9 protein-coding genes are annotated in these 13,619 nt (G+C 57.7%); 5 read left to right on the top strand and 4 right to left on the bottom strand.

Annotated elements, in window-relative coordinates:
* From AC2FLZ_RS15535 to AC2FLZ_RS15525, 3 genes are all read right to left on the bottom strand, one after another.
* Positions 1–2,403 carry a GcvT family protein gene (locus AC2FLZ_RS15535; protein WP_496882378.1) on the bottom strand — a complete coding sequence of 801 codons (2,403 nt, stop codon included), beginning with the start codon at positions 2,401–2,403 and terminating at the stop codon, positions 1–3.
* Positions 2,404–2,513: 110 nt separating this feature from the next.
* Positions 2,514–3,143 carry a glutathione S-transferase family protein gene (locus AC2FLZ_RS15530; RefSeq protein ID WP_496882377.1) on the bottom strand — a complete coding sequence of 210 codons (630 nt, stop codon included), beginning with the start codon at positions 3,141–3,143 and terminating at the stop codon, positions 2,514–2,516.
* Positions 3,144–3,162: 19 nt separating this feature from the next.
* Positions 3,163–3,660: a class I SAM-dependent methyltransferase gene (locus AC2FLZ_RS15525; RefSeq protein ID WP_480518693.1), complete on the bottom strand. Its 498-nt coding sequence runs from the start codon at positions 3,658–3,660 to the stop codon at positions 3,163–3,165.
* Between the two features lie 233 nt (positions 3,661–3,893).
* Here AC2FLZ_RS15525 and AC2FLZ_RS15520 point away from each other — a divergent pair, with 233 nt between their 5' ends.
* The 5 genes from AC2FLZ_RS15520 to AC2FLZ_RS15500 are packed head-to-tail and all read left to right on the top strand — an operon-like array spanning position 3,894 to position 11,118.
* On the top strand, positions 3,894–5,666 hold the full coding sequence (locus AC2FLZ_RS15520; protein WP_496715040.1) for an ABC transporter ATP-binding protein: 1,773 nt from the start codon (positions 3,894–3,896) through the stop codon (positions 5,664–5,666).
* Positions 5,659–7,572: an ABC transporter substrate-binding protein gene (locus AC2FLZ_RS15515; RefSeq protein ID WP_480605107.1), complete on the top strand. Its 1,914-nt coding sequence runs from the start codon at positions 5,659–5,661 to the stop codon at positions 7,570–7,572. Before AC2FLZ_RS15520 ends, AC2FLZ_RS15515 begins: the two co-directional genes overlap by 8 nt.
* Positions 7,573–7,586: 14 nt before the next feature.
* Positions 7,587–8,615, top strand: coding sequence for an ABC transporter permease (locus AC2FLZ_RS15510; protein ID WP_480473819.1), 1,029 nt, complete (start codon positions 7,587–7,589; stop codon positions 8,613–8,615).
* Positions 8,612–9,766: an ABC transporter permease gene (locus AC2FLZ_RS15505; RefSeq protein ID WP_480518687.1), complete on the top strand. Its 1,155-nt coding sequence runs from the start codon at positions 8,612–8,614 to the stop codon at positions 9,764–9,766. The genes AC2FLZ_RS15510 and AC2FLZ_RS15505 overlap by 4 nt, the downstream gene beginning before the upstream one ends.
* On the top strand, positions 9,763–11,118 hold the full coding sequence (locus tag AC2FLZ_RS15500; protein WP_496882376.1) for a CoA transferase: 1,356 nt from the start codon (positions 9,763–9,765) through the stop codon (positions 11,116–11,118). Before AC2FLZ_RS15505 ends, AC2FLZ_RS15500 begins: the two co-directional genes overlap by 4 nt.
* Before the next feature lie 57 nt (positions 11,119–11,175).
* Here AC2FLZ_RS15500 and AC2FLZ_RS15495 read toward each other — a convergent pair whose 3' ends face one another.
* Positions 11,176–13,557, bottom strand: coding sequence for a mechanosensitive ion channel domain-containing protein (locus tag AC2FLZ_RS15495; RefSeq protein WP_496882381.1), 2,382 nt, complete (start codon positions 13,555–13,557; stop codon positions 11,176–11,178).
* Between the last annotated feature and the right edge of the window lie 62 nt (positions 13,558–13,619).

Raw genomic sequence — 13,619 nt, 5'->3', positions numbered from 1 at the left:
TCAGCCCCGCATCGCTTTGCCCTGAGGGTCGTAGGGCGACGGCGCAATTACTCGCGCCGGACATTCCACACCCACCACATGGACAGACAGTTCCGTACCCGGGTCCACCTTGTCACGGTCAATCAAGGCCATCGCCAACGACTTGCCGATGTGGTGCCCATAACCGCCTGAAGTCACAAAACCCACGCGTTCGCCATTGGCCCAGACCGGCTCATACCCGCTGGCATCGGCGTCCAACGCATCGATTTCCAGTGTTACCTGTACCTGCGCCGGGCCATTGCCATCCCGTTCGGCCAAAGCGGCCTTCTTGCCGATGAACTCCTTGTCCCAGTCGATCCAGCGATCCATGCCTGTCATGCCGGGTGTGTAAGCCTGCGTGAACTCTGCCGACCAGATGCCAAAGCTTTTCTCAAGCCGCGTTGACAGCATCGCATTGAAACCGCACTCGCGGATTCCCTCTTCTGAACCCTCTTCCAGTAAAATGCGGCGCAGCTTGATGTGATCGCCATAGCGACAGTTGATTTCATACCCTTTTTCGCCGGTCACCGACATGCGGGCCACGCGGGCACGGACCAGGCCGATGTCGAAATCACCGCAGCCCATGAATTTCAGGTTTGAGATATCCTGTTCGGCCAGTTTCTCGACCACCGCCTGCGATTTCGGTCCGACCACGGCAAACCCGCAATACTCCTCTCCCAGGTCGCGGACGGTGACCCCATCCATCATATGATCGTTGAACCATCGCATATGCCAGGCGCGCAGGTAATAGCTGCCCATGATCCACCAGGTGCCATCGCCCCAGTTCAACACGGTCAGATCGCCTTTGAGCCGCCCGTCTTCGCCCAGCATCGGCGCCAGTTTGGCACGACCCGGCGCGGGTAGTTTCGAAGCCATAACGTTATCCAGCCACGCTTTGGCATTGGGACCGGAAACCTCAAAGCGGGAAAAGCCCGTGATATCCATCAGGCCCACGCCCTCACGGATGGTTCTGCATTCAGCCGCCACGATGTCGTGCGCGTTCGAACGTTTGAGCGTCGGCGTTTCCTCGAACCCTTTGGGTGCGAAATACAGCGGCACCTCCAGATCCCAGCTGACGCCCCATTTGCATCCGGCCTCAGTCATCGCGTCATGCGCCGGAGCCATCTTTAGCGGGCGACCCGCAGGCAATTGTTCGTTCGGGTAGGTCATCACGAAGCGGCGCGAATAGAACTGGCCAGTGGTTTCACGGATATACCGCTTGTTCTGTGCGAATTCCCCATAGCGCGCCACATCCATCGGCCAGGCATCGGCTTCGGGCTCGCCATGGATCATCCATTCGGCCAGTGTTTTCCCAACGCCACCACCTTGCAGGAACCCTGCCATGACCGCACAGGCCGTCCAATACCCTCGTTTACCCGGAACCGGACCAACCAGCGGGTTACCATCCGGTGAAAACGTGAAAGCACCATTGACCCATGTCTTGATGCCCACGTTCTGGATCGACGGATACCGCTCAAAGCCCAATGTCAGCTCGTTCTCGATCCGGTCAAGCTGTTCCTGAAACAGTTCCTCGCCATAGTTCCACGGCGCGCCATCCATCGCCCAGTGTTCGTGATCGACCTCGTAGATCCCCACCAGAACGCCCTTCTGGTCCTGCCGCATATAGGTGAACCCTTCGAGGTCCACGGTCATCGGCATCTCGAAGTCCGCCTGCGCCACTTCGGACACCGTGTCCGTGATCAGATAGTGGTGCTTCAACGGTGAGACTGGCAGCTCTACCCCTGCCATGCGCCCAACCTGCTTGGCCCAGAGCCCGGCCGCGTTGACCACATGTTCACAGGTGATCGTGCCCTTATCGGTCACCACCTGCCAGCCATCCGCCGTCTGGATCAATTCCTCGACCTTGGTTTCCTCATAATATTCGGCACCACGTTTCCTGGCCGCAGTAGCATAAGCCTGAACAGTACCTGTTGTATCGATATACCCCTCGCGATCCGCCCACATCGCGCCCAAAACACCGTCGGTTGACATGATCGGGCAGCGTCTCTGTGCCTCTTGCGGGGTCAGCAACTCGCAGTCGTCAATACCGATGGACTGGAAGATGCGGTAATTGGCCTGCAACCACTCCCAGCGTTCAGGCGTACCGGCCAAAGTCAGGCCACCGGTCATATGCAAACCGATATTCTGGCCCGATTCTTTTTCGATCTCACTCAGCAGGTCGATTGTGTAGGCCTGCAACGAGGCCATGTTTGGATCCGCGTTCAGGGCATGGATGCCGCCCGCCGCGTGCCATGACGATCCCGAAGCCAGCCGCCGCCTTTCCAGCATGACCACATCCGACCAGCCGAATTTGGCCAGATGATACAGAACCGAGGCACCAACGACGCCCCCACCAATGACCACTACGCGATATTGGAATTTCATCCCGACCTCCCTGAACAGAATCTGGGAAGACGCTAGTAGCACTGTTCAGTTCTGTCTAGACATTTCTGTACAGTGCGGAGTGAGAGAACTCTACCTATTGCTTTGCAAACCTAAAGCTGCGCGCTTGGGCGGGCTTTCACGCTTTCAAACCAGACCTGCGTGTTCGTATTGCCGTCCGGTATCCGCATCTTTATGACGCGCGCGAAATCGACAAAAACAAAAGTGGATATATCCGCCAGAGTGAATACATCGCCAGCGACATACGCGCTTTGCATCAGCCGCGCCTCCAGCAGCTCGAAAAACGACGCAAACCGCTCGCGCCCACGCTGCGCCAGTTCGGGGATCTGCGCATGGTTAACCGGGCCGGGAATAGCACGGTCTTTGAACGCCGGGTGGCTGTTGCGCAAAGCCTCAGCGATGGGCGCACCGCCCTGCTGCTCGGCAATTGCGTTCCACATCAAGACCAACCCTTTTTCATCAGCGGTACGGCCCATTAAGGACGGCTCGGGGAAACGCGCTTCAAGATACGCGGCGATGCCAAGATTTTCGGTCAGGACTGCGCCTTCATCCGTTACCAGAACCGGGATTGTGGCCCGGGGGTTCACTGCACGAAACTCAGCGCTCAACTGCGCGCCCTTAGCAATCGAGATTTCGTGCGTTTCGATGTCCAACCCTTTTTCCGCGATGAACATGCGAGCACGGCGCGGGTTTGGGGCCGTAGAGCAATCGTAGAATATCATGCAAGCCCCTTCTCTCTGGTCAGCGCCGATAGATGAAACAGCGCCCTTCGACGGCACCCTCGGGCAACGGCATTTCCTCCAGCCGCTCGAAATACATCCGGTCGCTTGATACCATTAATCCACCCGATGCCAGCAAGGGCTCGATCAACGGGGAAACAAGCCGCGCAAAGATGTCGTTCTTTTCGCGATTATGCCCCCCAAGATCTGCATGGATCAGGCTTGCTGTCGGTCCAAACCTGTCGACCGCCGCTGGCAGCGTCTCGCGCACATCTCCCAAGATCACCCGATCCTCGGGCGGGGTTGAATCGGGGTGCGAAGCCACCGCGCGTTCGAACACAAAGACAGGGCGTCCATCGATATGCTGCACAAGATGATGATAGGTGCGCCCATTGCCCAGACCCAGTTCAAACACCGGACCTGCCATGCCTGCCGTTTGCGCAATCGCGTGATCCAGACAGGCGCGCTGTGACACCATTCGATCGATAAACAAGTCCAGACGGCTTTGATTCTTGGACACCGGTAAATATCTCCTTGATACCAATCGAAAGCATAGATGCCCCCGACGCCGCCTTAGATGACAAATTCTCAAGACTTTGTGTAGCGACGAAGCCCAAAGTTTCACATTTTCGCGACATTTCAGCCCAAGAACGGGTTTGACTAGACAGGCGGAACCGCGCGACACTGGCGAAAAAATCACGGGGAGTTGAAACGACCGATGTCACCAAGCGGCCAAACGGTTGGAAAGCCTGCATGAGCGCGTTGTTGTGCGTCAGAGACCTCAGCATCGGCTTTGGTGCGGGAAGTTCCGTGGTCGCGGATGTGAACTTTGATGTCAAACCAGGGGAAACCTTGGCGCTGGTCGGTGAATCGGGATCGGGTAAAACCATCACGTGCCGGGCCGTCTTGCGGATTCTGCCGCGAACGGCCCAGATACGCAGCGGCACGATAACTTTGAATGATTCCAAGGGCACATGTAACCTGACAGCGGTCACCGAACGGGAAATGCGCGGCATTCGTGGCAATCGCGTTTCGATGATCTTTCAGGAACCAATGCGATCACTGTCACCTCTGCACAAGATTGGGAATCAGGTCAGTGAAGTCCTGTGGCTGCATCGTGGGCTTTCCGAGTCTGAAGCGCGAAAAAAGGTCCTGACGCAGTTCGAGCGCGTGGGTTTTCCAGATCCGCAGCGCGCCTATGACTCCTACCCGTTCGAGCTGTCGGGCGGAATGCGCCAACGCGCCATGATTGCGATGGCCATGGTATCCAAACCCGAGTTGCTGATCGCGGACGAGCCAACCACCGCGCTGGATGTGACCACTCAGGCTCAGGTTCTGGGGCTGATCAAGGAATTGCAGCGCGAGACTGGCATGGCGCTTATTCTGGTGACCCATGATCTGGGCGTGGTTGCCAACATGGCCGAACAGGTTGTGGTCATGCACAAGGGCCGCATCATGGAGGCTGGCCCGGCCGCACCAATCCTGACCTCCCCGGCGCATCCATATACCAAACAACTGTTTGATGCTGCGCCGGAAATTCCAGATCAGGCTGCTGTGGGCATACCGATGCCGGACGACGATCTGATCCTTCAGATGAAGGGCGTCTCAAAGACCTACACGATGCGGTCCAGCAAAGGGTGGCAGGCCGACAAGGAAATCTATGCGTGCAAAGGGGTCGATCTGAATCTTGCACGTGGCAAGACGCTGGCCATTGTCGGTGAAAGCGGATCAGGTAAAACGACAGCCGCGCGGATCGCGTTGGGTGCGGAACTGCCCGATCCCGGCGGAGAAGTCCTGTTTCGCACCGCGCCGAATGCCGATCCCGTCACGGTGCACAACATGACCCGCGCCCAGCGCACGGCGTTTCAGCGCAATGCGCAGATGGTGTTTCAGGATCCCTACAGCTCGCTCAGCCCGCGGATGCGCATTCAGGACGCGATGACTGAGCCGCTGGAAATTCACCGCATCGGAACAACCGCCGAGCAGCGCGACAAGGCCGCCGAGATGTTGCAGCGCGTCGGCCTGACAGCCGACATGCTGAAACGCTATCCACACGCCTTTTCGGGGGGCCAGCGGCAACGTCTGTCGATAGCCCGCGCCATGATGCTCGACCCGCAGCTCATCGTGTGTGACGAACCCACCTCGGCGCTGGATGTATCGGTACAGGGGCAGATTCTGACCCTGTTGGAAAATCTGCAGGATAGCCTGAATCTGTCCTATCTGTTCATCTCGCACGATCTGGCTGTGGTCGCACGGATCGCCGACGAAGTTGCCGTGATGCGTCGAGGCCTGATCGTCGAGCAAGCACCACCCGAAACTCTTTTCTACAATCCGCGCCACCCCTACACCAAAGCGCTGATTGCCGCTCAACCCGAACCCGACATCAATCGCCCGATCGACCTGCAAGTGGTTTCCTTGGGCGCCGGCGCGCCGGACAGTTGGGATGAAGCCTTTCGTTTCTCGGACACCGTGATACCCTCATTGGTGGAATTGGAACCGGGCCATAAGGTACGTTGCCATGTTTAAGACCACTCGCCCCCTGATCCTGGCCGCTTCGCTGGCGTTCATCGGGATGCTGCCCGCCACGGCCGAGACGATCCCGACGCCGCAGGAAAGCGCGTTCTGGAACGCGGAAGTAGAAGCGGGCAATCTGCCTCCCGTTCAGGAGCGCCTGCCCAAGGACCCACTGATTGTCGATCTGGCAGCAAAGGGTCGCGAATTCGGCAAACAGGGCGGCACCCTGCGCACCATGATCACGCGCTCCAAAGATATTCGCCAGATGGTTGTCTATGGCTATGCCCGGCTGGTCGGTTTCGACCAGAACTACGAGATTATCCCCGATTTGCTGGCGTCGTTTGAAAACGAAGACGGCCGCAAGTTCACCCTGAAACTGCGCGAAGGGCACAAATGGTCCGACGGCTCTCCGTTTACGTCGGAAGATTTCCGCTATTGGTGGGAAGACGTTGCCAACAACAAATTGCTCAGCCCGTCAGGCCCGCCGGATTTTCTGATAGTCGAAGGCAAATCACCCACCGTTACCTTCCCGGATGAAACCACTGTGATTTTCGAATGGGAGAACCCTAACCCGGGTTTTCTACAATCGCTGGCTCAGGCAAGACCGCCCTTTATCTATCGTCCCGCAGCGTTCCTGAAACGATATCACGAGAAATATGCCGACCCCGAGGAACTTGCCTTTCTGGTCGACGATGCCCGCGTCAAAAGCTGGGCCGCGCTGCACAACAAGCTCGACAACCTGTACAAGTTCGACAATCACGAATTGCCCACGTTGCAACCGTGGCTGAACGCAAGTTCCGGCAAGAAAATCCGCCACAATTTCGTACGTAACCCCTATTACCACCGTATCGACAGCAAAGGGGTTCAGCTGCCCTATATCGATGTGGTCGAGATGGAGATCGTTGCCCCCGGTCTGGTTGCCGCCAAAACCAATGCAGGGGAAAGCGACCTGCAAGGTCGGGGCCTGGATTTCCGCGACGCTTCCATCCTGAAAAAAGGCGAGGCGCAAGGCGGCTACAAGACACTACTGTGGAAAACCGGCGTTGCATCGCAAATCGCGATCTATCCGAACCTCAATTTCGAGGATGACGCCTGGCGCGAAGTGTTGCGTGACGTCCGTGTGCGGCGCGCCCTTTCCCTTGCCATCGACCGCGAGACAATCAACCAGGCTTTGTATTTCAAGCTTGCGCACCCCGGTGCAATGTCGGTTCTGCCTGCCTCGCCCTTTTACGATGAAAGGAATGCCACCGCCTGGGCCAGTTACGATGTCGGCCAGGCCAATGCGTTGCTGGATGAGGTCGGCCTGACCGAGCGCGACAAGAACGGTGTCCGTCTGTTACCGGATGGCCGTCCTATGGAACTGGTGATCGAAACTGCTGGTGAGCGGCAAGAGGTTGAAAACGCCTTGCAAATCGTCACCGACACCTGGCGTGAGATCGGGGTCAAGCTGGTCATGCGCCCATTGGATCGCGATATCCTGCGCAACCGGGTGTTTGCCGGCAACTCGATGGCATCGGTCTGGTATGGATGGGATGACGGCATCCCGCAGGCACACACGTCTCCAACCTATCTGGCGCCCACCGATCAGGTATTCCTGGCCTGGCCAAAATGGGGCCAGTTCTACCAGACAGGTGGTGAAGCCGGGGAAGCCCCCGACATGCCCGAGGCAGAACGTCTGATGCAACTGGCCCATAACTGGGAGGTCGCCACAACGGACGACGAACGCAAGGAAATCTGGACGGAAATGCTTAAAATCCACGCCGATCAGCTTTATGCCATTGGTATCCTGAACGGAGCACCCCAACCCATTGTCGTGTCGAACCGTCTGCGCAATGTGCCGGAACAGGCCATGTGGGCATGGGAGCCCGGTGCGCATTTCGGCGTTCACCGCCCGGACGAGTTCTTTTTCGCCGACTAAGCAGGAGCAGCTAAATGGTCATGCTGCGCTATGCGGTGTATCGCTTTTTCACGATGCTGCTGACATTGTTGGTGGTCTCGGTCCTGATCTTCATAATCATCAACCTGCCGCCCGGTGATTACCTGAGCAACCAGATTGCCGAGCTTCAGGCCTCGGGCCAGTCAGCGGGTGTCGCCAAGGCCGAGTTTCTGCGCGCCGAGTACGCTCTGGATCGCCCTATGTGGGAACAGTACCTGATCTGGATAGGCTTCTGGCCGGGACCACACGGATTTTCAGGTCTGATCCAAGGCAATTACGGCTGGTCCTTTGAGTTCGACCGGCCTGTATCGGAGATTGTAGGCGACACGCTTTGGTTGACGGTCGTCGTCAACCTTGCCGCGATCCTGTTTGTATATGCCGTTGCCCTTCCCCTGGGTGTTATTGCTGCGGCGCGATCACGGACGTGGATTGATTATACCTCGGCCTTTGTGGGTTATCTGGGGCTGGCGACCCCAAACTTCCTGCTGGCCCTGATCTTGTTCTACTACGGGCATCGGTATTTCAACCTGCCTATCGGCGGTCTGATGGACCCCCAATTCGAAGGTCAGCCGCTGAGTTGGGACAAGATGAAATCCATTCTCATCCACCTGATCGTTCCGACTTTTGTCATCGGAACCTCGGGCGCATCGGCGATGATGCAGCGCCTGCGGGCAAATATGCTCGACGAACTGGGGAAGCCCTATGTGGAAACGGCCATTGCCAAGGGCATGGCCCCGTCGCGGATGCTAACAAAATATCCGTTGCGCGTGGCATTCAACCCGTTCGTTGCGGACATCGGTAACCTTCTGCCATCAATGGTGTCAGGATCGGTTCTGGTTTCAGTCGTTCTGGGCTTGCAAACCATCGGGCCGACTTTGCTGACAGCACTGAAAACGCAGGATCAATTCCTGTCCGCATTCATCCTGATGTTTGTCGCGCTGCTGACGCTTATCGGCACGATGATCTCGGATATTCTGCTGGTCATGCTGGATCCCCGCATACGGTATGAGGGGCGCGAAGCATGACCGAACGTCCTGACAATCGCTACGTCGATGACGCGCCTTTTGATCCGCAGGCATCGATACAGCAACTGGAACGCGCCGATCTGGATGCCCCAAACTGGGTGTTGGTCTGGCGCAAGTTCCGCACACATAAGCTGGGCCTGATCTCGGGTATCTTCCTGCTGCTGTGCTATCTAATGCTGCCGTTTGCCGGTTTCATCGCGCCGTATGGCCCTAATGACCGGAACGGAGAGCATCTGTACGCGCCACCACAATCCGTGAACTGGTTTTACGACGGCGCTTTTATCGGCCCCCATGTTTTTCCAATCGTCGCCGAGGCGGATCTGGAAACCTTCCAGTGGAAGTTCGTCCCTGACACTGATGACCCGCGCCCGATCCGGTTCTTCTGTGAAGGATCCGAATATCGACTTGCAGGTCTTATCAAGACAGATACGCATCTTTTCTGCGCGCCGGATGGTGCCACTTTGTTCCTGTGGGGTTCCGACAGGTTGGGGCGCGATATCTTCAGCCGCATCCTCTATGGCGCGCAGTTGTCGCTGACCGTGGGTCTGATCGGTATTTCGGTATCGTTCTTTCTGGGTATCCTGTTCGGTTCGATGGCGGGTTATTTCGGTGGGCGCATCGACTGGGTCATCAACCGGGTCATCGAAATCCTGCGCTCGCTGCCGGAATTGCCGCTGTGGCTGGCACTGTCTGCCGCCGTGCCTTCGAATTGGAGCCCGGTTGCCGTATTCTTCATCATTTCGATCATCCTCGGCATCCTCGACTGGCCCGGGCTGGCGCGTTCGGTCCGTGCCAAGTTCCTGTCCCTGCGCGAGGAAGAATATGTACGGGCCGCAGAAATGATGGGCGCAAGCTCGGGCCGGGTGATCCGCAAGCACTTGTTGCCGAATTTCATGTCTCATTTGATTGCATCTGCCACTCTGTCGATCCCGGCAATGATCCTTGGGGAAACCGCGCTCAGCTTTCTTGGACTGGGCCTTCGTGCACCAGCGGTAAGCTGGGGAGTGATGCTGAATGACGCGCAAAACCTCGCATCGATCGAGATCTATCCCTGGACAGCAATCCCGATGCTGCCGATCATCGTGATCGTACTGGCCTTCAACTTCCTGGGTGACGGGTTGCGCGACAGCCTGGATCCTTATCAGCAATGAGCCTTCTTGCCACCCTTCCGGCTGCCGACCGATATCGCAGGGTCGGCACAGGCGCTCTGCCAAGTGCTTTTGCCGTTTCCGAACTGGCGACGGCCAGCTTTGCAGCCGTTGGGCAAGAGATGTCCCGCTTTATGCAGGCGCTGAACCTGACCCAGAAAGCACCCGAGATCGTCGTCGACCATCGGCTGGCATCCTTGTGGTTCGGCTATTCCTTCAAGCCTGATGGATGGGAAATGCCGAACCTTTGGGATTCGGTCGCGGGGGATTACAGGGCTTCTGATGGGTGGATCAGGTTGCACACCAACCTGCCACGCCATCGCGCGGCAGCGATGAAGGTTCTTGGAACGCTGCCAGAGCGTGACGCTGTGGCAAAAGCCGTCAGAACCCGGGCCATATCCGATTTGGAAACCGATATTGTGGCCGAAGGCGGCGTGGCCGCTGCCATGCGCAGCCGGACCGAATGGCTTGAACATCCGCAGGGCCGCGCTGTATCGCGCGACCCGCTGATTGGTTGGCAAGGCCCCCGGTACGTCAAGCTGCGCGAGAGGCCGCAGGCAACCTCTGCAAGACCTCTTGCCGGGTTGCGCGTTCTTGACCTGACACGCGTTCTGGCGGGTCCGGTATCGACACGCACATTGGCCGGTTTCGGGGCCGAGGTTTTGCGGATCGATCCGCCCGGTTGGGACGAACCCGGTGTGATCCCTGACATTTCACTAGGCAAACACTGCTCTTATCTCGATCTGAAATCGACCAATGGAATGGAACGGCTGCAAGAGCTTTTGTCCCAGGCCGATGTATTCGTGCACGGGTACCGGCCCGGCGCTTTGGACGCGCTGGGCCTGACCCGTGCTAAGCGCGATGAACTGGCTCCGAACAGGGTCGAGGTGACGCTGAATGCCTATGGCTGGCAAGGCCCCTGGTCGAACCGGCGCGGCTTTGACAGCCTTGTGCAGATGAGCGCGGGAATTGCGCATACGGGCATGGGTTGGGCTGACGCAGACAAACCAACGCCATTGCCGGTTCAGGCTTTGGACCACGCAACCGGCTACCTGATGGCCGCCGCCGTCCTTTCCGCATTGGCCGAGGCCGCGTCGGGCAATTCCATCATGCATGCGCATCTGTCCCTTGCCCGCACCGCCGAGCTTTTGGCGATTCTCGGCAAAGACGACGTCGAGGCTGAGCCCATTCGCCCGATGCCCACGGATTACTCCCCTTCAACAGAAGCCTCGGGCTGGGGACCGGGGCACCGCCTCAAACCAGCGCTAAGCCTCGGTGAAACTGTGCTGCAATGGGATTTACCGGCGTCGAAACTGGGCACATCTGACCCGGTCTGGCCCTTCGTTTCCAACTGACCTCACGCTTTCGGGGCACCTCATCCGAGACTCAACACAAAGCGGCGGCGGGACTCTCTACCGGTCGTCGCCATCCGGCCCGATATCGTCCAGATAGTCCTCGTCAATTGCGGCCTGAACAGCCCCTGTCACGGCCTCACGCTGTTTTGGTGTCAGGTCTTCCGCCTCTTTGCCATCTGCCAATCTTACAGTGACCTCGCGATGCGCAAACTTGATCCCCTCTCGCGCGAACAGCTCGCGAATGTCCTGATAGACCTTTTTGCGAACCAGCCACTGGTCGCCGGGTTTCGTCATGAACTTGACCCGGATGATCATCGCTGAATCCTGCATCTCGATCACGCCCTGTGACTTCAGCGGTTGGATGAAATTGTCTCCGATTACGGGATCGGCCAACAGTTCCTGACCCAATTTCTTGATCAACTTGCGAACCTTCTCGACATCGGTGTCATAGGTCACGCGCAGCGGCAGCTTCATGATCACCCAATCGCGCGAATAGTTAGTCAGCACTTTGATCTCGCCAAAGGGAATGGTGTTCAGCGCACCCAGATGGTGACGCAGTTGCATGGACCTGACCGAGATTTTCTCGACCGTCCCTTTCACATCCCCAATGTCGATATATTCCCCTTTCCGGAACGCATCATCCAGCAGGAAGAATGCGCCGGAAAAAATGTCGCGCACCAGCGTTTGCGACCCGAAACCCACGGCCAGACCAACCACACCGGCACCCGCAAACAACGGGCTGACATTGATACCCAGTTCCATCAGGACAATTAGTACGATCGTGACCACGACAACAGCCAGAATTGCGCCCCGGAAAAGTGGCAACAACGTTGCCAGACGGCTTTGCCCGCCTTCGCCGCCTTCGTCGCCCAGTTCAACCTCGGTGCCATCGTCGGATTCTTCAGCGATCTTGCTGTCGATCCAGATCCGAAAGAAATGAAACAGGATGTACCCGATAAACAGGACGACCATCACATCCAGCGCACGTTCTACCGGCAGATCCTCGCTCCAGTCCGCGTTCGGGTACCATATCACGACAAGCGCATAAGCCCCGAGCACGAAAGCCAGAATTCCGGCTACCCGGCGGGCCAGGTCTTCATAAGTCAGAAGATGCTGCTTCGGCTGTTCAGCCTCGGGTATATCCGCCGCCATGACGCCTTCATCCGCTGCCTCGGCTTCCCCGTTTATTTCGCTAATCATGCGCGAGCGGTCAAAATACCGCTCCAGCAGGTAGTTCATTGCACCATAGGCCACGACCACGGACATGAAGATCAGATAGCTGCTTGCAATCAACGGCAGCGGTGTCGGATGCTCCAGCGCCAGATCAACAGCCAGACGGAACCAGCTGAACACGACATAGATGATCAATGCCGGCGCCCAGCCAAATGACACAAACCGCAGCAGCCAAGACACCTGTTCGGATGCCCGCCCACCCCGGATCGCGTGCGAGATGGCACGGGCGTTGAATAGGATCATCAGAATATTACCCAGCGCGCCCAGCATCGTCAGACCGCCATACACCATGGCGTAGACGTTGTAGTTCAGTCCAAAATCAGCGACCCAGGTGGAAAACAGGACGACCGAAATATCATAGGTCGCCAGCACGGACGCCCAGATGTACAGCCTGCGCGCATTCTTGTCCGAAAAGGGCGGTAATCGATATTGGCTCAGATAAGGCGACAGGACCATGCGCCACAGGTCCGACACCGTGCGCGACAGGAAAAAAGCCGTAAAGATGGCGGTGATCGTGAACTGGACCGAGATATCCTCGGCCTCGCCAAAGATCAGATACCCGACGATCAAAGCCATGATCATTGCAAAGACCGTAGCACCGATCCCCATCAGGAACCGGAACAGCAGGAACGGCATCTTTTCCCGATAACCCTGTGGTTCGTCCTTGATCCGCGCCACCACCCAGCGGCGCGCGAACCGTTTCCCGTAAATCTCGATCGACAGCCACCGCCCAAGTAACAGGAACAGGATATTCCAGCCCAACACCTCGACATAGGTCTGGATACGGCCATCTGGGCTGGTCTGGCGCAGGATGTACTGTACTTCAAAAATAGAATAGGGCAGCGCCTCGAGACGGGAATTCATCGACTCGCGGAATTTCGAGAACCGCTCTTGCGCCTTCATCAGCTGCGAACCGTCACCCATCGGGTTGCTCGAATCGCTGTCCGCGCCCCCCGAACCTGCATCCTTTCCACCTGCCGTTGTCACAACCTGACCGGCACTGTCGATGACAATGACACTCGCGCCTGCATCGCTGGCAGCACGGATTGCAGCGGCCAAATCACTTTCCTTGTCGGTCCCGGACGAACTACCCGACCCGGAAGAATATCCGGGAATCAAGGACGTCTGCGCCAATGCACCAGTGGGAACGCTCAGGAAAATGGCCCACAACGCCAAAAAAAATACGGCCGGAAAGTTATTTCGCATTGGGTCTTGCATCCAGTTTTTGCCGATATTGGCCAGATTACAGAAGCGTTTCAGGCAGTTCA

Source organism: Ruegeria sp. YKSF131 (assembly GCF_059612645.1).
This window is presented reverse-complemented; position numbering and strand designations above follow the sequence as displayed.

Bases quoted from the DNA above. Each gene is read 5' to 3' on its own strand.
- AC2FLZ_RS15535 (WP_496882378.1), bottom strand. From the start codon at position 2,403: ATGAAATTCCAATATCGCGTAGTGGTCATTGGTGGGGGCGTCGTTGGT.
- AC2FLZ_RS15505 (WP_480518687.1), top strand. From the start codon at position 8,612: ATGACCGAACGTCCTGACAATCGCTACGTCGATGACGCGCCTTTTGAT.
- AC2FLZ_RS15530 (WP_496882377.1), bottom strand. From the start codon at position 3,143: ATGATATTCTACGATTGCTCTACGGCCCCAAACCCGCGCCGTGCTCGC.
- AC2FLZ_RS15510 (WP_480473819.1), top strand. From the start codon at position 7,587: ATGGTCATGCTGCGCTATGCGGTGTATCGCTTTTTCACGATGCTGCTG.
- AC2FLZ_RS15500 (WP_496882376.1), top strand. From the start codon at position 9,763: ATGAGCCTTCTTGCCACCCTTCCGGCTGCCGACCGATATCGCAGGGTC.
- AC2FLZ_RS15520 (WP_496715040.1), top strand. From the start codon at position 3,894: ATGAGCGCGTTGTTGTGCGTCAGAGACCTCAGCATCGGCTTTGGTGCG.
- AC2FLZ_RS15515 (WP_480605107.1), top strand. From the start codon at position 5,659: ATGTTTAAGACCACTCGCCCCCTGATCCTGGCCGCTTCGCTGGCGTTC.
- AC2FLZ_RS15495 (WP_496882381.1), bottom strand. From the start codon at position 13,557: ATGCGAAATAACTTTCCGGCCGTATTTTTTTTGGCGTTGTGGGCCATT.